General features: G+C 49.8%; 25 protein-coding genes and 1 other annotated feature. Of the genes, 6 read left to right on the top strand and 19 right to left on the bottom strand.

Translation table 11 applies throughout. From position 1 onward, the window contains the following. Positions 1-78: 78 nt before the first annotated feature. Positions 79-426, bottom strand: coding sequence for a hypothetical protein (locus BMX45_RS06070; RefSeq protein WP_090908948.1), 348 nt, complete (start codon positions 424-426; stop codon positions 79-81). Between the two features lie 22 nt (positions 427-448). Here BMX45_RS06070 and BMX45_RS06065 point away from each other — a divergent pair, with 22 nt between their 5' ends. Further along, a complete protein-coding gene (locus BMX45_RS06065) occupies positions 449-1285 on the top strand; it encodes a hypothetical protein (RefSeq protein WP_139212434.1) in 837 nt (278 codons plus the stop codon). A 689-nt stretch (positions 1286-1974) separates the two neighbouring features. On the opposite strand, the gene BMX45_RS06060 is transcribed toward BMX45_RS06065, so the two are convergent. Further along, positions 1975-2379, bottom strand: coding sequence for a replication-relaxation family protein (locus tag BMX45_RS06060; protein WP_175495050.1), 405 nt, complete (start codon positions 2377-2379; stop codon positions 1975-1977). Between the two features lie 66 nt (positions 2380-2445). On the opposite strand from BMX45_RS06060, the gene BMX45_RS06055 reads away from it, so the two are divergent. Then, positions 2446-3675 carry a site-specific integrase gene (locus BMX45_RS06055; RefSeq protein WP_090908945.1) on the top strand — a complete coding sequence of 410 codons (1230 nt, stop codon included), beginning with the start codon at positions 2446-2448 and terminating at the stop codon, positions 3673-3675. Between the two features lie 86 nt (positions 3676-3761). Here the strand turns inward: BMX45_RS06055 and groL are convergent, their stop codons facing one another. From groL to BMX45_RS06030, 5 genes are all read right to left on the bottom strand, one after another. Further along, positions 3762-5390 (bottom strand): chaperonin GroEL, encoded by a 1629-nt coding sequence (groL, locus tag BMX45_RS06050; RefSeq protein ID WP_009593977.1) that lies wholly within the window; start codon positions 5388-5390, stop codon positions 3762-3764. 61 nt (positions 5391-5451) lie between these two features. After that, a complete protein-coding gene (gene groES, locus BMX45_RS06045) occupies positions 5452-5733 on the bottom strand; it encodes a co-chaperone GroES (protein ID WP_006212454.1) in 282 nt (93 codons plus the stop codon). A gap of 368 nt (positions 5734-6101) precedes the next feature. Next, positions 6102-8717, bottom strand: a complete 2616-nt coding sequence (locus tag BMX45_RS06040) for a metallophosphoesterase (protein ID WP_090908944.1) — start codon at positions 8715-8717, stop codon at positions 6102-6104. Positions 8718-8721: 4 nt separating this feature from the next. After that, positions 8722-9987, bottom strand: a complete 1266-nt coding sequence (locus BMX45_RS06035) for a class I SAM-dependent methyltransferase (protein ID WP_090908943.1) — start codon at positions 9985-9987, stop codon at positions 8722-8724. An 18-nt stretch (positions 9988-10005) separates the two neighbouring features. Further along, positions 10006-10824, bottom strand: a complete 819-nt coding sequence (locus tag BMX45_RS06030) for a nucleotidyltransferase domain-containing protein (protein WP_090908942.1) — start codon at positions 10822-10824, stop codon at positions 10006-10008. Between the two features lie 203 nt (positions 10825-11027). Between BMX45_RS06030 and BMX45_RS06025 the strand changes: the two genes are divergently transcribed. Both BMX45_RS06025 and BMX45_RS06020 read left to right on the top strand, forming a co-directional pair. Next, positions 11028-12359, top strand: a complete 1332-nt coding sequence (locus tag BMX45_RS06025; RefSeq protein WP_090908941.1) for a helix-turn-helix transcriptional regulator — start codon at positions 11028-11030, stop codon at positions 12357-12359. Further along, complete coding sequence (locus BMX45_RS06020) at positions 12328-13155, top strand: WYL domain-containing protein (RefSeq protein ID WP_090908940.1); 828 nt, start codon at positions 12328-12330, stop codon at positions 13153-13155. Before BMX45_RS06025 ends, BMX45_RS06020 begins: the two co-directional genes overlap by 32 nt. A 161-nt stretch (positions 13156-13316) precedes the next feature. Here the strand turns inward: BMX45_RS06020 and tatC are convergent, their stop codons facing one another. From tatC to BMX45_RS05995, 5 genes are all read right to left on the bottom strand, one after another. Further along, positions 13317-14090, bottom strand: coding sequence for a twin-arginine translocase subunit TatC (gene tatC / locus BMX45_RS06015; RefSeq protein ID WP_090908939.1), 774 nt, complete (start codon positions 14088-14090; stop codon positions 13317-13319). A gap of 78 nt (positions 14091-14168) precedes the next feature. After that, complete coding sequence (locus BMX45_RS06010) at positions 14169-14405, bottom strand: twin-arginine translocase TatA/TatE family subunit (protein WP_009593973.1); 237 nt, start codon at positions 14403-14405, stop codon at positions 14169-14171. Positions 14406-14623: 218 nt separating this feature from the next. Next, positions 14624-15115, bottom strand: a complete 492-nt coding sequence (locus BMX45_RS06005; RefSeq protein WP_009593970.1) for a MogA/MoaB family molybdenum cofactor biosynthesis protein — start codon at positions 15113-15115, stop codon at positions 14624-14626. Between the two features lie 44 nt (positions 15116-15159). Continuing rightward, positions 15160-15636 carry a cyclic pyranopterin monophosphate synthase MoaC gene (gene moaC, locus BMX45_RS06000; RefSeq protein ID WP_090908938.1) on the bottom strand — a complete coding sequence of 159 codons (477 nt, stop codon included), beginning with the start codon at positions 15634-15636 and terminating at the stop codon, positions 15160-15162. A 3-nt stretch (positions 15637-15639) separates the two neighbouring features. Next, positions 15640-16287, bottom strand: a complete 648-nt coding sequence (locus tag BMX45_RS05995) for a 5-formyltetrahydrofolate cyclo-ligase (RefSeq protein WP_090908937.1) — start codon at positions 16285-16287, stop codon at positions 15640-15642. 286 nt (positions 16288-16573) lie between these two features. Here BMX45_RS05995 and BMX45_RS05990 point away from each other — a divergent pair, with 286 nt between their 5' ends. Beyond that, the gene (locus BMX45_RS05990) at positions 16574-18526 is read left to right on the top strand and encodes an ABC-F family ATP-binding cassette domain-containing protein (protein ID WP_090908936.1); all 1953 of its coding nucleotides are present in this window, start codon (positions 16574-16576) and stop codon (positions 18524-18526) included. 460 nt (positions 18527-18986) lie between these two features. Here BMX45_RS05990 and BMX45_RS05985 read toward each other — a convergent pair whose 3' ends face one another. From BMX45_RS05985 to BMX45_RS05950, 7 genes are all read right to left on the bottom strand, one after another. After that, positions 18987-20510, bottom strand: coding sequence for a 2-isopropylmalate synthase (locus tag BMX45_RS05985; protein WP_090908935.1), 1524 nt, complete (start codon positions 20508-20510; stop codon positions 18987-18989). Between the two features lie 165 nt (positions 20511-20675). Continuing rightward, positions 20676-21014, bottom strand: a binding site (T-box leader). A 513-nt stretch (positions 21015-21527) separates the two neighbouring features. Then, positions 21528-22571, bottom strand: coding sequence for a tRNA (adenosine(37)-N6)-threonylcarbamoyltransferase complex transferase subunit TsaD (tsaD, locus tag BMX45_RS05975; protein ID WP_090908933.1), 1044 nt, complete (start codon positions 22569-22571; stop codon positions 21528-21530). Beyond that, a complete protein-coding gene (gene rimI / locus BMX45_RS05970; RefSeq protein WP_090908932.1) occupies positions 22568-23092 on the bottom strand; it encodes a ribosomal protein S18-alanine N-acetyltransferase in 525 nt (174 codons plus the stop codon). Before rimI ends, tsaD begins: the two co-directional genes overlap by 4 nt. A gap of 19 nt (positions 23093-23111) precedes the next feature. Beyond that, complete coding sequence (gene tsaB / locus BMX45_RS05965; RefSeq protein ID WP_090908931.1) at positions 23112-23903, bottom strand: tRNA (adenosine(37)-N6)-threonylcarbamoyltransferase complex dimerization subunit type 1 TsaB; 792 nt, start codon at positions 23901-23903, stop codon at positions 23112-23114. Continuing rightward, on the bottom strand, positions 23890-24360 hold the full coding sequence (tsaE, locus tag BMX45_RS05960) for a tRNA (adenosine(37)-N6)-threonylcarbamoyltransferase complex ATPase subunit type 1 TsaE (RefSeq protein ID WP_090908930.1): 471 nt from the start codon (positions 24358-24360) through the stop codon (positions 23890-23892). The genes tsaB and tsaE overlap by 14 nt, the downstream gene beginning before the upstream one ends. A gap of 320 nt (positions 24361-24680) precedes the next feature. Next, positions 24681-24863, bottom strand: coding sequence for an H-type small acid-soluble spore protein (locus tag BMX45_RS05955; RefSeq protein WP_090908929.1), 183 nt, complete (start codon positions 24861-24863; stop codon positions 24681-24683). Between the two features lie 3 nt (positions 24864-24866). Continuing rightward, the gene (locus tag BMX45_RS05950) at positions 24867-25157 is read right to left on the bottom strand and encodes a hypothetical protein (protein WP_036665182.1); all 291 of its coding nucleotides are present in this window, start codon (positions 25155-25157) and stop codon (positions 24867-24869) included. 428 nt (positions 25158-25585) lie between these two features. Here BMX45_RS05950 and BMX45_RS05945 point away from each other — a divergent pair, with 428 nt between their 5' ends. Continuing rightward, positions 25586-26515: a non-homologous end joining protein Ku gene (locus BMX45_RS05945; protein WP_090908928.1), complete on the top strand. Its 930-nt coding sequence runs from the start codon at positions 25586-25588 to the stop codon at positions 26513-26515. The last annotated feature ends 3 nt before the right edge of the window (positions 26516-26518 follow it).

Below are 26518 nucleotides of genomic sequence, written 5' to 3'. Positions count from 1 at the left end.
TGGAATCACGCTAATAACTGTGAAAACCCCACCGGTTTGTAGTAGCCAATGGGGTTGTTTTTCACTTTCCGAGCACTATTAACTAAAGAATTGTAGGTAATCTCCTGGCTCAGTTAAAAATTCAATTGCTAAGCCAGCAATTGCTATTAATACACCATATAGGATATTAACTTTTTTTTCACTCAAGTTCGTTTTTTCAAAAACAGCAACTAACGATATCAGGATAACTAAATAAGCAATATTTTCAGCACCACTAACCAAGTTAGATAAAAACACCGAAATTCCTAGCGCAAATATAAACAATGGAATCCTTAATTTTACCTTCATCATTTTCATCGCCTCTCTTCTCTGGTTGTTTTCCACCCAAATATAGGGTAACATAAAAATAATCCAAAAAAATACTTTGGAGGAAATAAATGTTTTCAAGATCTTATTGTCGTTTATCCTAATGTTTTCCGTCGTTGCTGGAACCTCATTTGCTGCACCAGTAGAAAGTACAGAGGAAAAGCTGCAAGATCTCAAAGCAAATTTTGATAGTCGTACTGCTGAGTTAAGTAAACAGGAATTAAATATATACAAGTCATACAAAGGTGATGAGCGTAAGCAAAAATTAGATGAATTTTATGATTCAGAAGCAGTGAAAAGTTTACAAAATGACTTCAGGGATGCCGTCATTGGTGATATCGAACTTGAGAAATCCTATATTCAGCAACTAGGAGGAACTCAACTAAATAAAATAGATCTGGAGTCGGAAACTATTTTAAGCACTAAAAATAGCGGCGCTAATCCAACAGATGACTACTTCATCGAAAAGATAATTGAACATGCTGACGGAAGTTTTAGCGTTTTATCTGGTACTCTTACAGAACATAAAATCGAAGATAGTATCGGAACAATGGAATACACCAATGGTATTGGCAGTTATGACTTTCTTTGGGATTTCGAGTACAGACACTTGGTTTATCCTAACAGTCACTTTACGATTAAAACCTATTACACTACTCATACAACTTCACCGCATCTAAAAGTGTATAACGCTACAAATGCCGGTACGTATGGACAACTGCCCCTAGTCTCCGTGACTGGTTCTGCCAAAATAGATCATGATTTTGCGACTAAATCAACTAGAGCAAGAACAAGCGGTGATTTCAATATTACCTTTGCAGGACATAACGGAATAGGGCTCCACACAGAAAATTGGGATGGGAATGCAAGCTTTATCATCAGAGACTATACAAGTAATTCAGTTACCATTTCTACAGAAGCAAGCTTCACAAAAGGGTAATCTAATCCGCATGAAAAAACTTAAAAAATTGATCTAATATCATAAATTTACGAATAACTGCTCCACATCTACATGATGTGGAGCAGTTATTTTGTCGTCGTCTAATGTGTTTCAAAGCACCTGAATATACTCTATAGCCTTTCCCTCCAGAAGTTCTACTCGCTGTCAGCTTTCTAATAGCCTCGATATTAAGTTCTTCAACACCCTAAGCAGCAGTCGCATGGACATATGTCTAAAATCCGGAATTTTGTGCAATAGTCAGGCGCTCCGATTCCGATTTTTAGCCGTTTTCGACGCTGGCAGCCGATTAGCTGCTCGCGGATCCATACCAGGAAGAACAGAATTTCTGTCATTAAGTGCAAAAATGCTGTTCTTTAATTTTCTCGAGATTTCTTTAATTAGCTACCGAGTCTGATTCGGGAATATGGGGGGGATCATTCAAGACTGGGGACCCTAGCGTCCGGACATTCCGAGTCAGAAGGTCTGAATCTGTGATGCCTTTTACAGCAGACGAACGAAAAGAAGCACCATCCTACAAAGGAGGTGCTTTGATCCTTAATATGATTAATTGTTATGGTTCCCGATATTCCAAAACACCATAAACCCTTACTATAATTGGGTTTGTTTATTAACTTCTCATCCCCTTTAATCCGGGAACCAATAATCGGAACCAAAGAAATAAAAGTATTTCATTTAATGTCATTAACGGTTACTACCCGCCCCTGCAGATCCCCGAGCATCTTCGATAATTTCTCTTTCCGATATTCGCTTATCGTCACATACAACACTTCAGGAAAAGGCCCGTTTTTCGCCTGCCAGCGGCCGCTAACCCGCAGCCGTTTATACATATTGATCTTCTTTTCATTCTGAGCCATTGACTGCGTGATATCGATCTCCAGGAACCCATACTTGCCGTCTAATTTAAACAGTGCATCGGTAATGATCGTGTTATCGTCCCATTTGAGGGTGAATTCCTCCCGCCACTGCTCTGGCTGCAGCCATAAAAACACCTCGTTTCTCATGACCGTATGCTGCACATGCGGTGTCTTTCGCTTTAAGCTTGAACTACCGATCTCCTTCCGGCCAAGCAGCACAAGACATCTCAGCTACGAGCAACCAGCACACTAACCAGCAATCGACACTGATCATTAAGGAGGGAAATGTATTATGGCCTACTTCAGGAACGTGGATGTAAATGCGAAAAAGGAAAGAAATGCACGTGTGATGCAACCTGGTCAGTTACCGTTGATATTGGTCGGGATCCGATTACAAATAAGCGTAAACAGAAAGAGCTTAGTGGATTCAGGACTAAGCGAGATGCCGAAAAGGCAGCTGCAGCTCTGGTAACTGAACTGGATCAAGGAACATATGTCCAGGAGAAGAATGTTACCTTCAAAGAGTTCGTTAAGACATGGCTGGAGATCTATAAGAATACAGTAAAGATTAGCTCTGTCCGAGTGCGGGAACACGAATCAGGCCGTTTAATGAGGTATTTTGAGAACGTGAAGATGAAGGACATTACAAAGAAAATGTATCAGGATGCACTCAATGATCTACAGAAAGCAAATGGTAAGAAGAAAGGCCTGTCATACAATACAATATCCGGTGTTCACTCTACTGGCAGGATGATCTTCAGCAAAGCGGTAGAGCTCGATGTGATAAAGAACAATCCAACTCAATTCGCTAAGCTGCCAAGAACACAGAAGACCGTCGAGGAGATTGAGCAAGAGGAAGAAGTGGTGAAGTATTTGGAGAAAGAGGAGTTAGCGAAGTTTCTAAATACGGCAGAAACCCAGGGTTTAGATCAGGACCACATCATATTCATGCTCCTTGCCTACAGTGGTATGCGTGCAGGCGAGCTCTGTGCATTACGCTGGTCTGACCTTGATATGGACGAGCATACGATCAGCATCACCAAAACGTATTATAATCCAACCAACAGAACAAGGGAGTATCAATTACTTACCCCCAAGACTAAAACATCAAAGCGTAAGATTGATATAGATCCAGACGTAGTCAAACTGCTGAGGAAACACCGTAAATGGCAAAAGGAAATCATGATGGAGTACCGAACTACCTACCATGACGGTGATTTTGTAATTGCCAAGACCGACCCCTTGAATGCTGGTTATCCAGAATTTATCAAGACAATCGAAAATCGTATGCGCCGGTTGCTTAAGCTTGCCGGTTTGAATGAAAAATTAACTCCTCACTCTCTCCGACATACCCACACTTCATTACTTGCCGAGGCTAAAGTCGGACTAACCGAAATTATGGAACGTCTCGGACATAAAGACGATGACACCACTCGTAATGTCTATACGCACGTAACAAAGACCATGAAAAAAGAAGCTTCCCACAAGTTCAGTGAACTCATGAGAAGCCTCTAATCATGTTACCTTATGTGGGGAAAATGTGGGGAAATGGCCTTCCCCACACTCACAAACCCTTATAAATCAAGGGGTCAGACCCTGTTTTACATCATGCCGCCCATTCCACCCATGCCGCCCATGTCAGGCATAGCTGGTTTTTCTGGTTCTGGCTTGTCAGCGATAACCGCTTCGGTTGTCAGGAACATGGCCGCAACGGATGCAGCGTTTTGAAGAGCGGAACGCGTTACTTTCGCAGGGTCAACGATACCAGCTTCGAACATGTTCACCCAAGTATCAGTAGCCGCGTTGTAACCAATGCCGATCTCTTCTTTTTTCAGACGCTCTACGATGACGGAACCTTCTTGGCCAGCGTTTGCTGCGATCGTGCGGATTGGCTCTTCCAGAGCACGCAGAACAATGTTCACGCCTGTTTTCTCGTCGCCTTCAACTTGAACAGCAGCAACAGCGTTGTATACGTTAACGAGCGCTGTACCGCCACCGGATACCATACCTTCTTCAACCGCAGCGCGTGTTGCGTTCAGGGCATCTTCGATGCGCAGTTTGCGTTCTTTCAATTCCGTTTCCGTAGCCGCACCGACTTTGATAACCGCTACGCCGCCAGCCAATTTAGCCAGACGCTCTTGCAGTTTCTCTTTGTCGAAATCGGAAGTCGTTTCTTCCAATTGGTTGCGGATTTGCTTCACGCGAGCATCGATGTCTTCCTTGTTGCCAGCGCCATCCACGATGATCGTGTTCTCTTTGGTTACGCGCACTTGACGAGCGGTACCCAATTGATCGATGGAAGCTGTTTTCAGATCGAGTCCGAGCTCTTCCGTAATCACTTGGCCGCCAGTCAATGCAGCGATATCTTGCAGCATGGCTTTGCGACGGTCGCCGAAGCCAGGAGCTTTAACAGCAACAGCGTTGAACGTTCCGCGCAGTTTGTTCACGATCAGCATGGCTTGCGCTTCGCCTTCGATGTCTTCTGCGATCAGTACGAGCGGTTTGCCTTGCTGTACGATTTTTTCAAGGATCGGCAGGATCTCTTGCGTGTTGGTTACTTTTTTATCGGTAATCAGGATGTATGGATTCTCAAGAACGGCTTCCATTTTATCCGTATCGGTGATCATGTATGGAGAGATGTAGCCGCGGTCGAATTGCATACCTTCTACTACTTCAAGCTCCGTCAAGAAGCCGCGGGATTCTTCAACGGTGATAACGCCGTCTTTACCCACTTTGTCCATTGCTTCTGCAATCAGTTGACCTACTTCTTCGTCAGCTGCGGATACGGAAGCGACTTGAGCGATCTCCTGATGGTTTTTCACTTCTTTCGCGATATTTGCAAGCTCGGTTACGGCTGCTTTAACCGCTTTGTCGATGCCCTTGCGGATGATCATTGGGTTTGCGCCAGCCGTTACGTTCTTCAGACCTTCACGGATCATGGCTTGTGCCAGAACCGTTGCCGTTGTTGTTCCGTCACCGGCAACATCGTTGGTTTTGGTAGCTACTTCTTTTACAAGCTGAGCACCCATGTTCTCGAATGCATCTTCCAGCTCGATTTCTTTAGCGATGGTTACGCCGTCATTCGTGATGAGCGGGCTTCCGAATTTTTTCTCAAGAACCACGTTACGGCCTTTCGGTCCGAGTGTTACTTTAACTGCATTTGCCAAAGCATCTACACCGCGAAGCATGGAGCGACGGGCGTCTTCACTGAACTTAATGTCTTTTGCCATGGTATTACATACCTCCCTAGTGGATTATAGAATGGTAAAACAGGATATATTCAGGCATTCATTAGCCTAAGATCGCGTGGATGTCGCTTTCTTTCATAATCAAATATTCTTTACCTTCGTATTTGATTTCTGTTCCAGCGTATTTGGAGAAAATAACGCGGTCGCCTTCTTTAACTTCCAAAGGTACACGTGCGCCGTCTTTCAGGGAGCCGCTGCCTACAGCAATAACTTTACCTTCTTGCGGCTTTTCTTTAGCAGAGTCAGGAAGTACAATCCCGAATGCCGTAGTTTCTTCTTGTTCGATCGGTTCTACCAATACGCGTTCACCTAAAGGTCTGATCATGAAAAAATAGCCTCCTTTAAATATGTTGTGATGCTTTTTTCAAAGCTTTATGTATTAGCACTCGACAACCCTCAGTGCTAACAACCAATTTTATGATACTCAAGTTGTCTTAAAATTTCAAGTCCTTTGCATGAATTTTTGATCATTTTTTTGCAATCCGTACTTTGGGAGAGGTTGTCCCTAAACCCCCTTCACCATTGTATCCATGACCAGCCAAAATATGCCTGAGACTTTAGGAACACTGCAGGAATAGAACCATAGATCTAGTCATCATTCGGCAAAAAAAACAGCCCGAAGCATGCCCTTCCGCAGAAAGGTTTCATCTTTCAGGCTGTTTAACGTTCAGTTAAATGTCCGTCCCCCATCGGCTAAAGCCTAGGGTCGATTTCCTTTTCTTTTTCCATCTCGAACAGCAGCTGCATTGCAATCTCCTGGTAGTCCCCATTGTCCGGGGAAATCTCGTCATACTTTACCTTAAGCATGCTCTTTCCAAGCCGATGCTCCGCCATTGAGGTGCGAAGCTTCTTCTGTGTGTTCTTCTGCTTCATCAGCTTCGCGTATTTGTGCGGGAACCGGTAATCGTAACCGTAAATAATCGAGAGATATTCCGGATTCCGCACCTTCAGATAAGGAGCAGCGTTCTCCTGCTCCTCTTCCGGTTTGATCACAACGCCTTCCATTTGGTTCCGGGTCGTCAGTGCTGAAAAGAAAGCCGCCGCCTGTTCATAGCTCTCCTGATCACGCAAGTCCAGAACCAGAATCTCGTCGTCATTCAGGAAACGGAACATGGCCGCGATGTTCATACCCGGCATAACTTCTTCTCCGGTATCCCGAATTTCTTTCAGGATGGCAAACGGCTTGTAGTCTAATTCCGCGTCCCCCGCATAAAGTTCGAGCTGCTTCTTGTACATGCGATAAGCTTCCTCATGCTTCCCGAGCGGCACATAAGCTTTCCGAACATCCCGTATATTTTTATAGGATTGATAGCTGCTCGACCCGTGCTTCTCTATAAGAGCGGATTTGGATAGTCGAAACTGTTCATGCTCAAAGCCGCTTGCTTCATAGGCTGTGAGGAGCTGAGCGTAAGCCTCCTCACAGCCCGTCTCTTTAAGAAACCTTGTTTCCGACTCAAGCGCAGCCGCGATCGGTTGAAATTGTCTGTCAATTAAGCCTTTGCCGAGTGCCTTCCATGGCAGCAGTTCCCCATCCAGCATCATCATTTCGATGCCTTCGGTCTGCATATGAGACGAGAATCTCTCCAGCAGCCGTTCGTACACCGAAGTTAAATCAATCCCGCTGATTCGGTAACCGTTACGGCTGACGGCATAGCAGCGCTCCAGATCCCGGAACAGATATATACTGCATCTGGAGCCCATATATTTAGGCTGCAGCACTACATGTTCAATCCCCTGATTCTTGTAATATTCTAATCCTTTTGAGAGGGACTCCAGTTCCCCCTTTGCTAAATCCTTATCTGCCGGCGACATCGTTCCGGAAATAAAATTGATCTTATGCTCCGCACAATACAACAATCTTCGCTGGGCTTTGCGGTCTAAATCCCGGAGATCCATACTGTTACGCTCTGATCTTGCAAACAAAACCGGTAATGTTTGAAGAAGGAACGCAGGGTCTTGCTCCCTAAGCGGCGACTTAAAGCTCCGATAGATCGGTTTTTGGCTGATTTGAACAGCCGTCAGCATATGCCCATGCACACTTCCCGTATCGATGTGAATTTTGTTCTTGATCCGAAACGGTCTCACGGCGGCGACATGACCGAACACATGATAAGGATGATTACTGACCGCTTCTTCGCTTAAAAATTGAAGCTGCTGCTCTGTTGTGAGTTCCGGATTGCTCCGTTCCAGACGGAAGGAACGCTGATGGCGCCGGGAGTTCGAGTCGAGTTTACCGACATATTTATTCCGGCAGGGAGCATGGGTAACGTAATATGAAGGTCCCTGCCGGCCCACAAATCGATAAAATGGCTTAGCCCGGCCTACAAGTTCATCGAAGCGCTCCCGTAGCGCTTCATCCTGACCTAACGTTTCCGTAGAATCAAAATAGGAATGCAGCAGCCATGGCTCAACGCCTCTGATCTCTCCCTTCAGGTACTTATAAACGAAGTTCTCATGATTCCCCAAAACGAGAAGGAAATGCTCCATATTATTGTAAAGGAAATCGATCATGGCCCGAGTTTGCTTCCCTTTATCGATCCAATCCCCGCCCAGAATGATCCTGGTGTTTCGCTGTTTCTCCGGAACAATTAACTTTCCGTCAGTCACCCCGTAACCATAACTCCTCAAAAGCCCCTGAAGTGCGTCCACGCGCTCGTGCACGTCACCGATTACAATGTATTCCATCTCTTGACTCAGGATCGAAGACAGATACTCCTCTCTATTGTCCACGATCACTTCGTAAGCAGGTTTCGCCGTTTCCTTCTTCGTGTTAAGAAAATCCTTAGCTCGCACTTTATGAATGGCATCATATCCTTCCCGGGCAAGGACGGGGAGCACCTCTTTTTTCAAGCGGCTAATATGCGTGGATATCAGCTTCTTGGAACGATCGGAGGCGTAGTAATCTTCCCGTTTCCGATAATCAAACAAAATAACTACTACTCGGTAATTGTTCTCATGCGCGATTTCAAGAACCTTGCTCCGGAAATCTTCGGCCAAGGCCGTTGTGTCCACCACAACAAAGTCAGCCTGGATCGGAAAAGAAGTCGTCAATTTTAGCCGCTCAAACAATAACTGAAACGCATGAGAGCTCGCCTCCAGCATCACCTGATCGTATTTATCATAATCATGGCCGAGCAGCTCCTGACGTATAGTGTCCGATGATAGATATTGGACATTGCTCCTATAATTGCGATCAGGATAATTCCATTGCAATGACGGTATCAGGAATTCCTTCGCAAACGTCGTCTTTCCGCACTCCGTTGGGCCAACCATCATAAAAATCGTGTGCATTTGGGTATGCAGTTCCACAGCCTTACTCCCCCTTCCGCGTAACAATCATTCCCTGCGTTGTATGCAATCCGTCCACACTGTCTCCGACCATCACGTACTCATATTGAACGTCCAGATTCTGCAGGATATCATCACACCATGCTATAAACTCCTTCTGCCCCATTTCCCACTTATGGTCTTCATGTCTGAAACCTTCGAGTTCATAATACGGGTTGAAATCGGCATTCGGCGTCGTAAGAATGAGCTTCCCAAAGCGGATCTCCTGCACGACTTGGCGAATAAGGTCTGCCGCTTCCGCTTCCGGCATATGCTCAATCACTTCGGTCAAAATAACGTCCACGCTTTCATCGTCATACCCCTCCAGAAAGTGAGCAACCGACGGAAAGGTCACCAGATTATCCAACCCCTTCGCTTCCGCTTTACGCTCTACCACTTCCAACAAAGCTTCATTAATATCGACCGCATAATAGGTCTCCTCTATTTTTCCGGCAAAAGATAGGGCGTAAAATCCTTCGCCGCAGCCGATATCCAGGATCGGCTTGTCGAATGGCAGCACTTGAGCAATGTAACTTCTGCGCTGCATTGCCGTGTTGCCATAAGCAAAGTCGATGCTGTATCTAGGTGTACACTCAAGCTCCTGCTTGAACTGCATGAATCGATCCCGGCTATTCAGAAAATTGCGCACGAACAGGCTTCGTATGTAGTAAGGGGCATCGATGACATTGAGGCTTCGAATATGCTTCTCAAGCACTTTCTCCGAGGCATCAAGATACTCGTTCCCGAACATCCCCAGGAACAGGCACAACACATTGACCGTATGGAGCAGATGGTAAAGACTCTTCTGGGTCGTTATGGTGAGCGCATAGCTTTTATGGGCAGCATGCCGAAGAGAGAATGAATATTCCTCAAGATGCTTCTGAAAAAATTCAATATAACGCGTTTTCTCGATATGAATGAGATTGATATAAAAAACATGCTCGTGTCCCTCCGTATCCCGTTCATCGTGATTTTTGAAGGGAGCTGCAAAAAATTCGCCAATGGCAGCCAGCGGAAACAATGGCGTGTTATATCGGGAAACGTTCAAATACTCGAAGCTCTCCCCTTGATGCTGTTTAAAGGATATTTCGTTATCCGCATCCTTGAAATACACGTTAAACGCAGATGACTCGGAATACCAACCGTAAGCCATCTCTTGCCTCACGCTCCGAAGCTGCATACCGGAGTTCGGGTTCTTCTTAATGAGAAATGAAAACTGCGGATTCGTTGATGTGAGCTGTAAAATTGCCAAATTAACCCTCTCCTTTCGTCAAACCGTGAATAACTGCCGTCCTCCGGCTCCCCAGGCTTCAACCAGCGCGTTCCGAAACAAAGCATCCAGTCTTTGGTCCAGATCCGTATCTTGATGCTTCTTACCCTTGGCCAGCAACTCATATTCGTTCAATTTCTCTTCAATGAATGCGTTAATGATAGGAAGCTTCGGTTCAATATTCATCTCTTCACCCGAACGTTTGCGAAGAAGCAATTGATCAATCTCCTGTTTCAGCGCACTTCCCTGATCTAATAAGCGATCCGCAAGCAGCTCGAATTCCATCGGAGGCATCTCGTTGTAGGCTTGAATCCAGTCGCATGCCAGGATCGGACGCAGTACATAGAAGTATTTTTTGATCTTAACGTCTCCCCCTTGCAAATACATCCGGTAGTTGCCTTTGGCCATGTTCAGGTAGTGGTGCATGCAAGATTTGGGCGAGAACGCAAGCGGAGATATGCTGCGGATTTGCTGGGCGATGCCAAGCGTCTCCTTATACTTGATGGGGGACTCCAGCCATTCAAGCAGGGGCGGATTCGACTTGCGAAAAAGCCCCAATGCTTTTTTCAAATCCCAACCGCTCATATCCAGCCTGTCGCTGATGGGCCGCTCAATCACATCCCGCTTGTCGAAGATCGATAAATACCACTCCACGGGCCTGATATAGATAAACCTTACGTCGTAATCGCTATCTGCGGACGGGAAGCCCCAGGCCCTGCTGCCTGATTCGCAGGCATACAGGACAAGGACCCCTTCCTCCCGTTCAATTCGCTCAAGTTCTTGCTGAATCGTCGATTTCATTTCCTGCGTTATCTTCATATCCGGAATCCCTCCTTCTGTAGTTGCCGTGTGATTTCCGATAGCCTTATTGTCTTCCATGCGTTCCTATTTCAACAGGGCAAAAGTATGGCGATAACAAAAAGATGTCATCGTTTCCTTCCTTTATTCGGTTCCCTATCCTTGCTACAATAGTTACAGACTGGATCACGTACGATCTAATATATGATTTGAAGGAGGGCGCCATGGCACGGGAAAGCTTTGATAAAGAAATCCAATTTCTTCGTATTCTGGCGCTGGCCGGCGGCGCATACAACCGGCAACAACTGGCCGATCGACTCGGCATTTCGGTACATACCTATGATAAAACCCTCCGAAATTTAAAAAACAGGATTGAATCGCTACAGCCGCAGCTCTCGGAAGAACAAAGCGTCGCCCTATTCGAAGGCTTGCGCTATTCATACTATGAAACCGCTGATCCGCTCTTGCTGCTATTGTTCCGCGGTAAATCGCTCAAAGCATCGGAAAGCTTAAGGCTGTCCATGATCCTCACCCAGCTGCAGCATCAGCAGTTAACCGCAAAAGAGCTGATCGACCTATGCGGCGAGCACTTCCCCGATGGAGAATCCCTGCCCGATGAGAAGACGATACGGGGGGATCTCAAATACCTGGAAGAAGTCGGAGTGATCGTGAAGACAGGCTCAGAACGGCCGTACCGTTACAGGAGCGCCCGTGATCTCATCGATTCGTTGTCGGACGACGAGCTACTTGATCTCTACGATTATGTGGACGTCATGTCGAACACGCAGCTCCCGTCCGTGCAGGGGTATATGCTTCGAGACAATTTAAAAAGGGCCTTGCGCAATCGTGACATCGCCGCACACTCGGCCCCGGCCTATATTTATAAGTATCATTACCCTTCACGCATATTGGATGAGGCGCATCTGCACACCATTTTTCAGGCCATCACCAAAAGAGCGAGAATCCGTTTCCTGTATTTATCGCCCAAAAGCACTTCACGCTATGCTTCCCAAAACACGAATCCGCTGTTCCATAGGGAATCCAAAGGGCTTCGGGAAACGGTGCTGCCGCTGCGCGTGATCTATGACCATCAATACGGACGTTGGTACCTGATCGGTCATAACGGCAGACAGGGCCTCATGAAATTTCGCATGGAAGGATTGACTCAAATCGAAGAAGGCGAAGTGGTTGAAGAAGAAGTATTCCAGCAGCGACTCATGGAAACGCTGGCCGAATTCGAGCACAGCTGGGTAACCGATACCCGGAATCCCACCAAAGTCGTAGCCAGATTCTTTAACCCGGAGGACAGCAAAGTAAATTTCGTGCTGAACCGGGTTACAGCGCAAGGGCAATGGGGGACCGTTACCATGGAATCCGAGAGTTCGTTCTTATACGAAATTGAAGTGAACGGCACAAGCGAAATTAAGCCTTGGCTCCGCAGCTTCGGCTCCAGCTGCGAGGTGCTCAAACCACGCTCCCTTCGACAGGAGTTCATTAAGGAATGGAAGGAGATTGCCGCTTATTATGAGCCAGAATCCATTCGAGAAGATATTTAACTACCAGATCATCACTAGGCTTGAGGAAACCGACTCGATTGCCATTACCGCTCAGGAACGGGGATGGCTGAAAATGATGCTGGTGCACCCCGAGGCCGCAAACGCCTTTACGCCCGGTACCTTGGAACGGCTCAAAGAGCTCCTCCACTTGGAGCATAGCGGTGCCGAGATGAAAGGAATCATTCTGGAGAAAGCCAAGGGACAGGAACGAAGCGTATACCATCCGCATCTTCGAACCTTGCGTAGAATGATCATGCAGGATCAGGGCTTTCGCCTAAGCTACCGCACGAAGCTTGGAGAAACGCGCAGCAATCAGTCCGGTTTCCCATACAAACTGGAGTATTCCATGATCAAACGGGAATGGATGCTGATCTGGTACAGCAAAAGCCGTAGAGGACTCATGTACACGAAACTCGATCATATTTTATATATACAAGCGACTTCGCTCCCCTCCTTCCGGATCGATCGCATCAAGGAACGGCTGCAGCGGCTGATGGAAAACCGAGAGAAGCAAGCGATCATTGAAATCCACCGGCGGTACAACGGGGAATTGTCACGGATCCTTTACGCCTTTTCCTGCTTTGACAAAACGGTGCATTATGAGGAACCTTCCGATACCTACCGCATTCAGGTCTGCTATTTGGAGGATGAGTGCGAATTTCTGCTTTCGCGGATTCGTTTTCTCGGCCTGAGGGTGAAAGTCGTAGAAGGAAGCACGCTGCTGGCCCGAATGCAAGAAACCGCAGCACTGGCTCTGGCGAGATATGCGCACGATGAAGGTAAGACGCAGCCATGACATGATTCCCATGAAGAAGACTAAGGCAATGATGCACATTGATTTCTAATCCATCATTCTTTCGACAAAAAAACAACCCGCAAACCATACTCCCCGAGGAGTGAAGTTCGCGGGTGTTTTTATTCTTAGAGGATCTCTTATTTTGCAAAAAAACAATACGGTCAATCCTCTTCGTCAGCCCTTACGTAGCGGCTGTCCCGTTCCATGTCCGCTTCTAATTGCTTGCGATAGATCACGGAAGACAGAAACACGCTGAATTCGTACAGAAGCAGCAGCGGAATCGTGACCAGGAAATCCGATATAAAGTCCGGCGGCGTGATGACGACCGCGATAAAGACCAGCGCGAAATACGCGACCTTGCGCATCTTGCGAAGCCGCAGCGGATTCAGAATGCGAATTCTCGTTAAGAACATCACCACAAGCGGAAGCTCAAACAGCAAGGCCAGCGGCAATACGAGATTGAACATGAAATTCAAGTAATTGGTAATCCCGTAGGTTTCCTGAAGCCCCATGCTCTGCGTAATCGCCGTGGTAAACGACAGCGTCATCGGAAATACGATGTAATAACCAAACGTGATCCCGACGAGGAACAGAATAAACGCATACGGAACGTAACGTATGGCCGCTTTCTGTTCTTCTTTGCGCAGCCCCGGCTTGACGAACGCCCAGAGCTGATAGAAGATCAGCGGTACGGAAATGACGAGCGAGAAAATGGCGGCAATTTTCATGTAGATTCCGATACCATCCCAGAATGAGAAGGCATGCAGCTCAAAGTTCTTGGCTTCTTCGGCCGCCGTCAAATAATGATAGATCGGCTCCGCAACGAAAAGCCCCCCGATCAGGCCCGCTACGAATACCACGAGCACAATAATAATTCGTTTGCGAAGCTCGCCCAAATGCTCCACAAGCGCCATATCTTTCACTTGCTCCGACAAGTTAACCACCACCCTGTATGTGACCCTGACAAAACAAAATCCCTCCCGAAGGAAGGGACTTCAAGCCTTGCTTTAATTCTATTCCGGAAGACGCTTGTCTTCAATCTTGGCTGGCTCCGCGGCAACGGCTTGCTGGGGAGCCTCTTCTTTCTTCTTCGCCGGTGCATCGTCAGCGATAATCTCCCGCGCACCGTCCTTAAACTCACGGAATGTTCTTCCAACCGCACGTCCAAGTTCAGGAAGTTTGTTCGGTCCGAACAAGAGCAGCGCCAAAATAACGAGCAAAATAATGCCCGGCACTCCAATTGTACTCATATCTGTTCTCCTCCTCGTCCTGCTTAATGCCTTCAAAAGGACTTCAGGATGACATTAATCCATCGTGCCCTGCAGCTGCAACAGGTTATTAACTAAAGAAAATCATCCGACTTCAGCAGTGAAACAAGCTCATATATCGCTATCATACCATAATGTAAATCACATATACAGTCCAGAAACGTGACAGTTTATTTACATAATTATCTAATAGGTTACTGTTAGAGCTGTTCGCGATACTGACCCGTTACCATCAACAGTGCCTCCGGAAGCTGATCCATGACCGCGGCCAGATTCTCGTGCACGCCTTTGGGAGAGCCCGGCAGATTGACAATCAAGGTACGGCCGCGGACGCCGCATACGCCCCGAAACAGCATGGCGCTCCGATTCTTCTGCATGACGGTAGCACGCATCGCTTCGGCAATGCCGGGCACTTCGCGTTCGATGACCCGCTTGGTCGCCTCGGGCGTAACATCCCGCACCGCCAGCTCCGTACCGCCTGTCGTGAGAACAAGGTCCACTTGATAATAATCCGTAAGCTCGATCAATGCCGCGATAATTTCGTCCTGCTCGTCCGGTACGATCCGGTATTCGATGATTTCACCGCTCAGCTCTTCCTCCACCAATTCCCGGATCACTTGAGCGCTCGTATCCTCGCGTTCCCCCCGCGAGCCTTTATCGCTCGCCGTCAGGATCGCCGTTTTCCACACCATCTGCCCTCTCTCCTTCCCACTCGTCCGAATCTCCTGTATCTATGCTATGTCGTTTCTTGTATGTAATCCCCGCTCTTGCCGCCGGTTTTGCTTACCAGCAGGGTCGGGCCGATGATCATGTCTTTCTGCAGGGCCTTGCACATGTCATAGACCGTCAGCGCAGCGGCTGAAGCAGCTGTCAAAGCTTCCATTTCAACACCGGTTTTGCCTGTGGTTTTCACGGTCGTTTCAATATATAACTCGTCTTGGGCGTTATCGCTGAACGCCACATTCACGCCGGTCAACGGCAGCGGATGACACATCGGAATCCAGTTCGACGTGTTCTTGGCCGCCATAATGGCCGCAACCTGTGCCACGGCAAGCACATCTCCCTTGCCGATCTTCCCCTCCTGGATGCGGGCCAGCGTACCCGGATGCATACGGACCGTTGTCTTCGCTACCGCTGTCCGGGCGGTCACATCCTTATCACTGACATCCACCATTCGTGCTCTGCCTTGGTCATTAAAATGACTCAGTTCCATCTCTTATCCCTCCGCTGCAGGTCTGGTCTTCACGTTATGTCCCTGTTCCGTAACCAAACCGTCCAATACCCTATCATGTTCTTCCATAGGAACTTGTTCTAAGACCTGAACCTCGTAACCGATCCCCACCCACAAGGGCTTCTTGATCCGATGAGCGCCGGTTTGTGCTCCCTGGTTAAGCCTGTCCGACAGCCGGTCATAATAACCGCCTCCGTATCCAAGCCTTCCGCCCATTCTGTCAAACGCAAGCCCCGGGACCCAGATGATATCCGGCCCCGGATGATTCCATTTTTGCGACCGTAACGGATCAGGCTCCGAAATGCCGTAAGCGCCGGAAACCAGCTCGTCCCATGCCTGAAGCTTATACAATTCCATCGAACGGTCTTGGGGCAAGCTCCGTGGAACGATAACCTGGATCCCCTGTTTCCACGCCCATTCGATAAGAGGCCGGGAATCCAGCTCGGAACGAAATGGAACATAGATCATCATGCTCTGAAGATGGAGATGGTCCATCACCTCCACAGCAAACGCGCAGGCTTGCTTCGACCGCTTGGTCCGCTCTTCCTCAGATAACTCGTTCCGTCGCAATGCCATCGTTTTGCGCAGGGCGGCTTTTGCGGATGCCCGCTTCAAATCTTCCTCAGGGTTCACACGTGATCTTTCCTCTCACGCTTATAATTATGTTTAGTTTACCACTGTTCCTTCCTTTAGCCAAGAATGCCGGAAGTCGATGATCATGGTCGATTGTTCGGTCATTTTCATGTACACTTAATTTAAAATAGAAGAAACGCATAAGCTCCAAAGCACGCGACCATTCAGATCGCCAGAAAAACAGCGTCTACGCGCAGTATGTCTTAGCATGTACGTCGGGAGTCGTTTTTCTTATAATGAAGAATTAATGGAAGAATCATATAGGAAGATGGAGGTTTCACATAACATGCTGCTGCAAGCCAATGGCATTACGAAATTATATGGCGTTACGCCCGTCCTGGACGGGATCAATCTGCAAGTCCTTGAACGAGAAAGAATCGGCCTCGTCGGAGTCAATGGAGCCGGGAAATCGACGCTGCTTAAAATTTTGGCCGGCGAGATGTCCTATGATGGCGGACAAATCTTCAAAGCCAAGGAAACCACCGTCGGTTATCTTGCCCAGAACAGCGGGCTTCAGTCCGATTCCTCCATATGGAACGAGATGCTGGATGTCTTCACTCCCTTGCTGGCGATGGAGCGTGAGCTTCGTCAGATGGAGGAGCAAATCGCCGACCCCAAGTCGAGCGAAGATCCGAAGAAATACCAGGAGCTTCTGGATCGTTATGCGATCCGCTCGGACTGGTTCAAGGATCAAGGCGGATACGAGATCGAAACACGCATCCGCAGCGTGCTGCACGGCATGGGATTCGGCAGCTTTTCGCCGGATACGTCCATTGCCACGTTAAGCGGCGGGCAGAAGACAAGGCTGGCTCTTGCGAAAATACTGCTGCAGGCACCCGACCTGCTGATGCTGGACGAACCGACCAACCATCTGGATATCGCAACCCTCACCTGGCTGGAGGATTATTTGCGCGGTTATTCCGGCTCGCTGCTCGTCGTTTCCCATGACCGGTATTTCCTGAATCGGCTCGTGACCACCATCGTGGAGATCGAACGCCGCCATTCCAAAAAATATACAGGCAACTACAGCCGGTACATTGAGCTGAAAGCAGCTGAATACGAATCCCAGCTGAAGCAATACGAGAAGCAGCAGGACGAGATCTCCCGCATGGAGAACTTCATTCAGCGAAACCTGGTACGGGCCTCTACGACCAAGCGTGCGCAGAGCCGCCGCAAAGCGCTGGATAAAATGGAGCGGCTTGACAAACCGCTGGGCGATCTTAAGAAAGCTCATTTTTCTTTTGAAGCCGAGTATATGTCAGGGAAAGACGTCCTTCATGTACGTGATCTGTCGCTTGCGTTCGAGCAGGACAAACCGCTGTTTCGGCAAGTTTCCTTTGATCTCAGCCGCGGGGAAACCGTAGCTTTGATCGGACCCAACGGGGTGGGCAAATCGACGCTCCTGAAATGCTTGATCGGTACCATGAAACCGACGGCAGGGTCGCTGCAATGGGGTACAAAAGTAAAGATCGGCTATTACGATCAGGAGCAATCCGAGCTGAATCCGAGCAACACCGTCCTGGAAGAGCTGTGGGGCACCTATCCGCATATGGAGGAAGCCCGCATTCGTACCGTTCTGGGAAATTTCCTCTTCAGCGGCGAAGATGTGCTCAAGAAGATCAGCTCCTTAAGCGGCGGGGAAAAAGCACGCGTCTCGCTTGCCAAGCTCATGCTTCTGGAAGCCAACATGCTCATCTTGGACGAGCCGACGAACCATCTAGACTTGTTTGCAAAAGAGGTGCTGGAATCGGCACTCATGGATTACGAGGGCACTTTATTGTTCATATCCCATGACCGTTACTTCCTTAATAAGATGGCGGAACGCATCATCGAGCTTCATCCGGACGGTATTCAACATTTCCTGGGTAATTATGACGACTATACGGAGAAAAAACAGGAAATTCTTGATATGAACAACGAGCCTTCCGAGCCGTTTGCCCGCCACACCCTGAAACAGGAAGGGAAAGCCGAGGCTATGCCCGAGAAGCAAGGGGCCGTTTCCTTCGAAGCCGAGAAGCAGGCGAAACGGGAGGAACGAAACCGTCAGCGCAGGCTTGCCAGCCTGGAGGAGCAAATTCATGTCCTGGAATCGGACATTGCCCAATTGGAAAGCGAAATGACCTTGCCGGAGATCTATCAGGATTATATGGCACTCCAAGAACGGCAGCAGTCGTTAGAGGAGAAAAAGAGTCAGCTTGAGCAAATTTTTGCCGAATGGGAGTCATTGCTGGAAGCCTAAAAAAATTCACAAAAGTGTTTCAAATGAAGAGTTGCGTTTATACACAAACTTATCCCCAGGAATGGTGCATAAGTTTACCATGAAAATGGCCGAAACGGCCATTTTTTTGTTGTTATATGCGGATCTCCGGTCCTATATCCAGCTTTATCCACTAAGTTATTCACATTATCCACAGTTTCCACCGGGAAATTTGAAAATCCTGTCCCCTCTTTTCAGCGTCTTGCAAAAGACCGATTTATCGACAATTTTCTCGGTTATGCACATTTTTTGGCGAATATGTGGATAACGTTGTTCACAACTTGACAGAGTTTGATGTTCTATATAATTAGCTCCTATATAGGGCCTACTTTTTATTATTATGGAAAAAAGCGACCTTCCCCGTTCCGGGTTGAAGGTCGCTTGTGCCAATCTTAAGCAAATAAAAGCTAGGCACGCTGAAGTCCCTTATTCGCTTCCCTGCCTAAACCGACATCAACGCCGAGTTGCATGCCGCAACGTATGCCAAGCCCGCGGCCATGACGATATCCTGGTGCACGGCCGTGCCGCGGAAGATCTTGCCGGCCTTCTCCACCGTTACCGCCGCTTCGGCATGCGCGTCCTCGCCGCTGCTTAAAGAATGGAGCTCCAGATCGCCAAACCGGATGTCGCTGCTGATTCCTTGGCTGATCGCCGATATGACGGCTTGCACGGGACCGTCCGCCACGCTGGAGTAGGCAGCTTCCGTCTGGTCGCTCCATTGGCGAAGCGTAACCGCGGCAACCCTGCTGCTTCCCGTGCCGGAAATGACCTGCACCTCGGCCAGTTCGTACACCTGTGCCGGCTTGCCCAATGTGCTGCTGACCATCTGCAGCAGCTGATCATCGCTGACCACCTTTTGACGGTCAGCCGCTTCCTTGAAGGTATCGTACAAGGATTCCATCTCAGCTCCCTCGAGCCGGACGCCGTAACGGGCCAAGCGATCCTTCAGGGCATGCCGTCCGGAGTGCTTGCCCAGTACGATCATGCTTCGCGGAATACCCAGCTTCTCCGGATCCATAATCTCGTAGGTGCTTCGATCCTTCAGAAGACCGTCCTGGTGAATGCCGGATTCATGCTGGAAGGCGTTCCGGCCGACCACGGGCTTATTGAAGGCGATCGGAAAATGCATCGCGCCGCTGACGAGGCGGGATACCTCGTACAGCTTCTCGGCCGTAATGCCCGTCTCTGCCCGCAGCATGTCACCCCGGGTAGATAGAGCCATGACAAGCTCTTCCAGCGCGCAGTTGCCTGTACGTTCGCCCACCCCGTTCACGGTGACCTCAATTTGACTCGCGCCGTTCTCGATCGCGGCCAGGCTGTTGGCCACGGCTAAACCGAGATCGTTATGGCAGTGGGCACTGTAGGCAACCGTCTTCCCGCCTCGGGCGCCTTCCCGCACGCGCCGGAACATCTCGCCGTATTCGTTCGGAAGCGCATATCCGACCGTATCCGGCAGATTGATGATCGTGGCTCCCTCTTCGATAACGGCCTCCACCATCTCGATCAGGTCGTCCATGCCCGTTCGTGAAGCATCCATCGCCGTGAATTCCACCACATCGCTGAATTGCCTCGCATAAGCTGTCATTTCACGCGCCCTTGCCACGACTTCCGAACGGCTCATGCGCAGCTGGTGGCGAAGATGGATGTCGGAAGAGGATATAAACAGGTGAATCCGCCTTCTGGCCGCATCCTGGGTTGCCTTGACGGCCGCATCAATATCCCCTTTTACCGCTCGCGCGAACCCGCAAATCTCCACCTGCTGCAGCTGCCTTGAAATGGCCTGCACAGCGGCGAACTCTCCGGGACTGGATACCGGAAACCCGGGCTCCATCACGTCAACGCCCAATTCCGCCAGCTTTCCGGCCAGCACCATCTTCTGCTCGGGCTGGAGACTTGCCCCTGGTGCCTGTTCTCCGTCCCGCAATGTCGTATCGAAAATTCGGATCGTTCTCTTGGATTCATTCATCTTCCGATATTCCTCCTTCGTTAGGGTATAACCCTGATTTTCATTCGATTGGATTCCGTTGTTCTATCCTACTGGTTATGTTCAAATGCACGTCCGCACGTCGACTTGCGTCCGCTTCCCACCCTGCTGCTGCCGGCAGCAAAAAAGCCCGCCATCTCTTATATCATAAGAGACGACGGGCTAAAGACCCTCCGTGGTACCACTCTAATTGACACGCCATGCTGTGCAGCGATGCTGCCGCACGTACGTGTCCACTCACTGTCCATGATCTCCTCATGCCGGCCGGGTCATGATGAGAAAGGACTTCCCGATGACGGAGGAACGCCGTAAGAGAGTCCTATCTGCATTCTTGGCAGCCGATCCGGATGGATCAAATCATCCAACCTGCAGACGTTCCCTCTTCCGCTCCCGGGCGAGATTCAAAGCTTGCTGCCGCTGCGTTGCACCAAAACCGCAGCTCTCTGTAGACAGCTCCCTTCTACTGCTCCCGTTCATCGCGTTTATACGATATGCTGTTATCCAAATACATATCCGGCTCCCCTTCACCAGGTAGCTTTGCCTCTTCAACATGGCTTCGTTGTTATATGCTTTCTGCCTGATCCGAGCCTCCCGCTGCCTAAGCATGCAAAAAAGCCTGCCATCTCTTATGCAAGAGACGACAGGCTATCCTATCGCGGTACCACTCTTGTTGACTCTAATCCTAGGTCATTGCAACCCGGACCTTAAAGCCCCCTCCATCGCCAAATCACAAAGGATTTGTGCGCAGCCGTTCTCACGGAGGCCATCCCGTAGCAAGGTCAAACTCCGCAGTTTCATCTATGCCTAGAGGCATTTCATTGCGCGAGGTTCCCCTGCTCCGCTCCCAGGTGAGTTCAGGCTCCTGTCGTCTGCGTTGCACCGTCCCGCAGCTCTCTTCATCCAAGGTTTACCTTACTGGTCCTGTTCTTTGCGTTTCAACATTCTGGAATTTGATCATGATTATACGTTCTGGACAGAGACGTGTCAAGAAGCTTTAGCTTAATGTTCCGCCCAAAATTCCAGCGACATTTGAGGATCAGCCTTCATATCCAGCGGCGTAAAGCTCTCCCTCTTCCATTTCAAATGCGCGGCGGCCGCAATCATCGCTCCGTTATCGGTGCAATATTGATATGGCGGGATCGTCAGCGGAATTCCTTCCTGCCCGCACCGCTCGGACAATGCTTGACGAAGTCCGCGATTGGCGGCTACGCCTCCGCACAGCAGCAGCTGTTTGGCATCGTATGCTTTGACGGCGCGAACCGCCTTCTCCACAAGCACCTCCACGACGGATTCCTGAAAGCCCCGGGCTATCGCTTCCGTCCGAACGTCCTCTCCACGCATTTTGCTCTGATTGACGACATTTAATACAGCCGATTTCAAACCGCTGAAGCTAAAGTCATAAGAATCCGGCTCCAGCCATACGCGGGGAAGATCCACGACTTCCTCGGCTTCCAAGGCCATACGGTCGACATGAGGGCCTCCGGGATAAGGGAAGCCAAGCGCCCTTGCCACCTTGTCGTATGCTTCGCCAACCGCATCATCCCGCGTCCTGCCGATTAACTCAAAGCTGCCCTCGTCTTTCATGTAGACCAGCTCGGTATGGCCGCCGGAAACAACCAGCGCCATGCAAGGATAGGTGATGTCGCCCACGAAGCGGTTTGCGTAAATATGACCCGCAATATGATGCGTGCCGATCAGCGGCTTGCCCAGCGCAAAGGCCAGGCTTTTGGCGGCCATGACGCCCACGAGAAGCGCTCCGACCAAACCGGGACCCTGCGTGACGGCGATCGCCGACAAATCCTTCATTTCGATCCCGGCCTCGGCTACGGCCTGCTCAATAATTAACGTAATGCTCTCCACATGCTTGCGGGAGGCCACCTCGGGCACCACCCCGCCGAATGCTTTATGCGTTTCAATCTGGCTGGCAATGACGCTGGACAATACCTCGCAGCCATCCTTTACGACGGCAACCGAGGTTTCATCGCAGCTCGTTTCTATCGCCAATATGCAGCTGTGCTGATGGTCTATTTTTTCATCCTTCATGATAGCCTTTGACTTCCTTCCTCGCCATCGTCCTCTCGATAAGGGGGCAGATCTGCCCACATGATGAGTGCGTCTTCCTGGTTATCGGAATAATACCCCTTCCGGACACCGGCTGGTTTAAACCCTTTTTTGATATATAAACGCTGGGCAACGTGATTGGACACCCGAACCTCGAGCGTCATTTTCTCCATCCCCATATAGGCAGCGGTCTTCATCAGTTCCGTCAGCAGCCGATCGCCCCACTTGCGTCCGCGATACTGCTCCAGCAGGGCAATATTCGTGACGTGCGCTTCATCCACGATCGTCCACATGCCGGCATACCCTACGGTTCGGCCTTCGTATTCCATAATCATATAACGCGCAAAATGATTCAGTTTCAGCTCATTATGAAAAGCTTCCTCGGTCCAGGGCACGGTAAACGCTTCGCGCTCCACCTCGAGAACCTCCGGTATATCCTCCAGGGTCATCAGCCGGAAGGACAAACCTTCTTCACCGTCCGCCGGCTTCTTCTGCTCGTCCATTACGAATCCTACGCTCCCTTCACCGCTTGCGCAGCAGGTTCGCTTCCGCTTCGGAAAGCTGTGTATAATTGGGCACCAAGGTATGCACATCATCCACTTCCCCGGCGAGTAATCTGGCCGCTCCCAGATACCCCATCCAGCGGCCCTCCAGCGAGTACGGATGAATCCGGAGCCTGTCTCCAAACCACGGCACCAGACCTCGGGCGGCCTCCGCATGAAGGTCCACTTCCCCGATAAACCAAATGCAGACCGGGCGCTCCTCTTCAGGCAGCTTGCTGATGCGTTCCTTTATGGCTTCCACCCAGGAATGCATCAGACGGATGCCGTCCGTTTCCATACGTACCGGCGCTTCCGCTTGGCGTTCGGAATCGGCAGCGAATAATGCCGTATACACTTGTCTACGTCTGGCATCCAGCAGCGGAACGACCCAGTGGACTCCCTTTTCTGCTGCCGTCTCGCTGCATCCGGATTTCAAGCCCCCCCATGCCAAAGCATGCAGGCTGGATATCCCGACGACCGGAAGTTGATTGGCCCATGCCAATGTTTTGGCTGCGGTCACCGCTATGCGAATGCCCGTATAGGAACCTGGCCCCAATCCTACGGCAATGCCGTCTACCTGGTCCATGCCGATGCCGGCTTCCGCAAGCGCCTGATCCATCACGGGGTGCAGGTGCACCGAGTGGTTGCGGTCCGCATTCGTGTTAACCTCCGACAGCAGCTTGTCCTGCTCCATCACGGATACCGCCAGCGAAGCCGTTGACGTATCCAGCGCCAAAAACCGCTGCTGCGGCTTTTTGTCATTGTTGTTCATTCATGCTACCCCATTTTTCATTCAAATCCCGGCACCACTCGCCATAAGGCCCGCCCTGGCTTGAAAGCGTGATGATCCGGTTCGTTTCGCCCGTCGTTTCCAGCTGGATATGAAGATACTGCTCAGGCATAAGCTCGGTGATCAGGCTGCTCCATTCCACGAGACAAACCCCGTCACCATAAAAATATTCGTCCAGCCCAAGCTCATCCGCCTCATCGACCGACAAACGGTATACATCCATATGGTAGAGTGGCAGACGCCCCTCATATTCTTTAATAATGGTAAACGTCGGGCTATTCACAACCCCGTTCACCCCAAGATGCCGTGCAAATTGTTGGGAGAATGCCGTTTTTCCTGCTCCAAGATCCCCGTCCAGACCGATGACGGTCCCCGCCTCCGCCCTCGCGGCCAGCCAAGCAGCAAGCTGCTCCGTCTCCTCCAGACTGCTTGAAGTCATTCGAAACCGGCCCTCCGTACGGCCATTATTCACTGATAACCCACCCTTTATTTAGTTTGCCCATATCTCAAAATACTTGATCTTCATTATATCGGTCCTCCCAATCCGCTGCAAGAACCGGGGCGGCCATTTCGCCGCATTGGAAGCTCCTGATCTGCTGATGGATGATATCCAATTATTTTTCAGAGGGCTGCGTTAACGGCTAAATATACGCAAACCAAACACACCTTATCCGGTTTCCGACAGTACGGAACCCCGAACAAGGTGTGTTTTCATGCCATTTCAAGCTTCCGTAAGGAAGCTTAGCCCCTTTAATCAGGCTATTCGCCTTCCTTCAGCCGGTCCACATTCACCGTCAGCGTATTGGTCGGACGGGAACCAACCTGAACGGTAGCCATCCCGTTCCGCGGATCGATCTGCTCGATCCAGACAGGCTCCCCTTCCAGGTTCACCTTGTAGGTATCCTTGGAGTTAAAAATCTCCACGGCGCGCTGCATCTCCATACGTTATGATCCTCCTTCTTCCGGTTCTCTTGGCGATTCGTCCACGACCTCCATCGTGTCGGTGGTGGATGGGCCGATCAGTCCGTTATCCATCGTGACATTGCCTCCGCCAAGGCCTTCGTTAATCATCCGGTCAATATCGAACATGGTAGATTCCCGAGAGATCTCGCTCTCCTCCGAGGTCAGGCTGTTCCAATCCACCATGTCGCCGTTCACCGGTTCGGATGCGGAATGGTCCGAGGCTCTGTCCTTCTGTATCTCTTCCGACGTTTCGGTTTCTCTAGACTCCATCATGAGAAGATTACCTCCTTTTACAGGCAGCGTTCATCGTCAATATGCCACAAACAGGTTCTAATTATGCAATCCTGAGCTATAACTCATACTAGAGTCTTTTTTTGGGCACACTACTAGAGGTAGTTCAAAAAGTCCGCTTTTGATCACGAAGCGAATCAGGAAGCAGCTCGGCATCGAATCTTGAATTCAGCCGGGCCTTCCGGTGCTCACGTACCCAAAACGTACGCTCCGCTCCTGACGTCCCTAGCTTCATCCAACTGAAGCGTTTTGAAAAAACGCTCATCGGAAGCATAAGCCTCGGTGCTGAAAACCGACCTTTTTGAACACGCACTACTAGAGGTAGTTCAAAAATTTATAGTCGTCGTTTATTGAGCTTACTACATGGTCATACCCAAAACATATTAGAACTTGATAGGAGGTTTCATAGAATGCATACGGTTTGGAAGGGCGCGATCAGCTTTGGTCTGGTGCACGTGCCGGTGAAGATGTTCTCGGCTACGGAAGACAAGGATATTTCGATGCGGTACATTCACAAGGAGTGCGGCAGCCCGCTCTCCTACATCCGCAAATGTCCGGTATGTGAAGAGGAGGTTGCCTGGGAGGAGATTACGAAGGGCTATGAGTACGAGAAGGGGAAATTCGTGTTGTTCGAAAAAGAGGAGCTTGATCAGCTCGCCGAAGCAAACAGCAAAAACATCACCATTCTGGACTTTGTCGATCTGACCGAGATCGATCCGATCTACTTCCAGAAGACCTACTATCTCTCGCCGGATCAAGCAGGTGCCAATGCATACCGGCTGCTGCTGGAAGCGATGAAGCAGTCCGGCAAAATCGGCATCGCAAAAATTGCCATTCGCTCCAAGAGCAGTTTGGCTGCGATTCGTGTGCTGGATGAATGCCTGTCGATCGAGACGATTTTCTACCCGGATGAAATCCGGCCGATTTCGCAGGTCCCGAATTTGCCTGAGCGAACCGAGGTCAACGCCAAGGAGCTGGATATGGCCAAACTGCTGATTGACCAGTTGTCGACTCCCTTCGACCCTGAAAAATATACGGATGATTATCGCGAACGCCTGCTGGACCTGATCAACAGCAAAGTGTCCGGCGAAGAGATCAAAATTGCCCCTGCCCGTCAGGAGACCAACGTCGTGGATCTGATGGCGGCCCTTCAGGCCAGCATCGAGGCCGTAAAGCCGATCGGAACGGACCCGGGCACCAAGCCGAAGCCGCGTAAAACGACCCGGAAGACCGCTGCCAAAGAGCCTGCAGCCAAGGTCAGCGGCGGGGAAGCTGACGCGGATGCTCCGAAACCGAAACGCCGGACGACCAAATCCAAGAAAACCGATTCCCCATCCTAAAGC

Origin of the sequence: Paenibacillus sp. cl141a, assembly GCF_900109305.1 — a bacterium.
Classification (GTDB): domain Bacteria; phylum Bacillota; class Bacilli; order Paenibacillales; family Paenibacillaceae; genus Paenibacillus_AQ; species Paenibacillus_AQ lautus_A.
Note: the sequence above shows the minus strand (reverse complement) of the source record. Positions and strands in the feature narration are given on the sequence as shown.

Excerpts from the sequence above, each read along its gene's own strand:
- BMX45_RS06065 (WP_139212434.1), top strand. The coding sequence starts at position 449 with ATGTTTTCCGTCGTTGCTGGAACCTCATTTGCTGCACCAGTAGAAAGT.
- BMX45_RS06055 (WP_090908945.1), top strand. The coding sequence starts at position 2,446 with ATGTATTATGGCCTACTTCAGGAACGTGGATGTAAATGCGAAAAAGGA.
- groL (WP_009593977.1), bottom strand. The coding sequence starts at position 5,390 with ATGGCAAAAGACATTAAGTTCAGTGAAGACGCCCGTCGCTCCATGCTT.
- groES (WP_006212454.1), bottom strand. The coding sequence starts at position 5,733 with ATGATCAGACCTTTAGGTGAACGCGTATTGGTAGAACCGATCGAACAA.
- BMX45_RS06030 (WP_090908942.1), bottom strand. The coding sequence starts at position 10,824 with ATGAAGATAACGCAGGAAATGAAATCGACGATTCAGCAAGAACTTGAG.
- BMX45_RS06025 (WP_090908941.1), top strand. The coding sequence starts at position 11,028 with ATGGCACGGGAAAGCTTTGATAAAGAAATCCAATTTCTTCGTATTCTG.
- BMX45_RS06020 (WP_090908940.1), top strand. The coding sequence starts at position 12,328 with ATGAGCCAGAATCCATTCGAGAAGATATTTAACTACCAGATCATCACT.
- BMX45_RS06010 (WP_009593973.1), bottom strand. The coding sequence starts at position 14,405 with ATGAGTACAATTGGAGTGCCGGGCATTATTTTGCTCGTTATTTTGGCG.
- BMX45_RS06005 (WP_009593970.1), bottom strand. The coding sequence starts at position 15,115 with ATGGTGTGGAAAACGGCGATCCTGACGGCGAGCGATAAAGGCTCGCGG.
- moaC (WP_090908938.1), bottom strand. The coding sequence starts at position 15,636 with ATGGAACTGAGTCATTTTAATGACCAAGGCAGAGCACGAATGGTGGAT.
- BMX45_RS05990 (WP_090908936.1), top strand. The coding sequence starts at position 16,574 with ATGCTGCTGCAAGCCAATGGCATTACGAAATTATATGGCGTTACGCCC.
- BMX45_RS05985 (WP_090908935.1), bottom strand. The coding sequence starts at position 20,510 with ATGAATGAATCCAAGAGAACGATCCGAATTTTCGATACGACATTGCGG.
- tsaD (WP_090908933.1), bottom strand. The coding sequence starts at position 22,571 with ATGAAGGATGAAAAAATAGACCATCAGCACAGCTGCATATTGGCGATA.
- rimI (WP_090908932.1), bottom strand. The coding sequence starts at position 23,092 with ATGGACGAGCAGAAGAAGCCGGCGGACGGTGAAGAAGGTTTGTCCTTC.
- tsaB (WP_090908931.1), bottom strand. The coding sequence starts at position 23,903 with ATGAACAACAATGACAAAAAGCCGCAGCAGCGGTTTTTGGCGCTGGAT.
- tsaE (WP_090908930.1), bottom strand. The coding sequence starts at position 24,360 with ATGACTTCAAGCAGTCTGGAGGAGACGGAGCAGCTTGCTGCTTGGCTG.
- BMX45_RS05955 (WP_090908929.1), bottom strand. The coding sequence starts at position 24,863 with ATGGAGATGCAGCGCGCCGTGGAGATTTTTAACTCCAAGGATACCTAC.
- BMX45_RS05950 (WP_036665182.1), bottom strand. The coding sequence starts at position 25,157 with ATGATGGAGTCTAGAGAAACCGAAACGTCGGAAGAGATACAGAAGGAC.
- BMX45_RS05945 (WP_090908928.1), top strand. The coding sequence starts at position 25,586 with ATGCATACGGTTTGGAAGGGCGCGATCAGCTTTGGTCTGGTGCACGTG.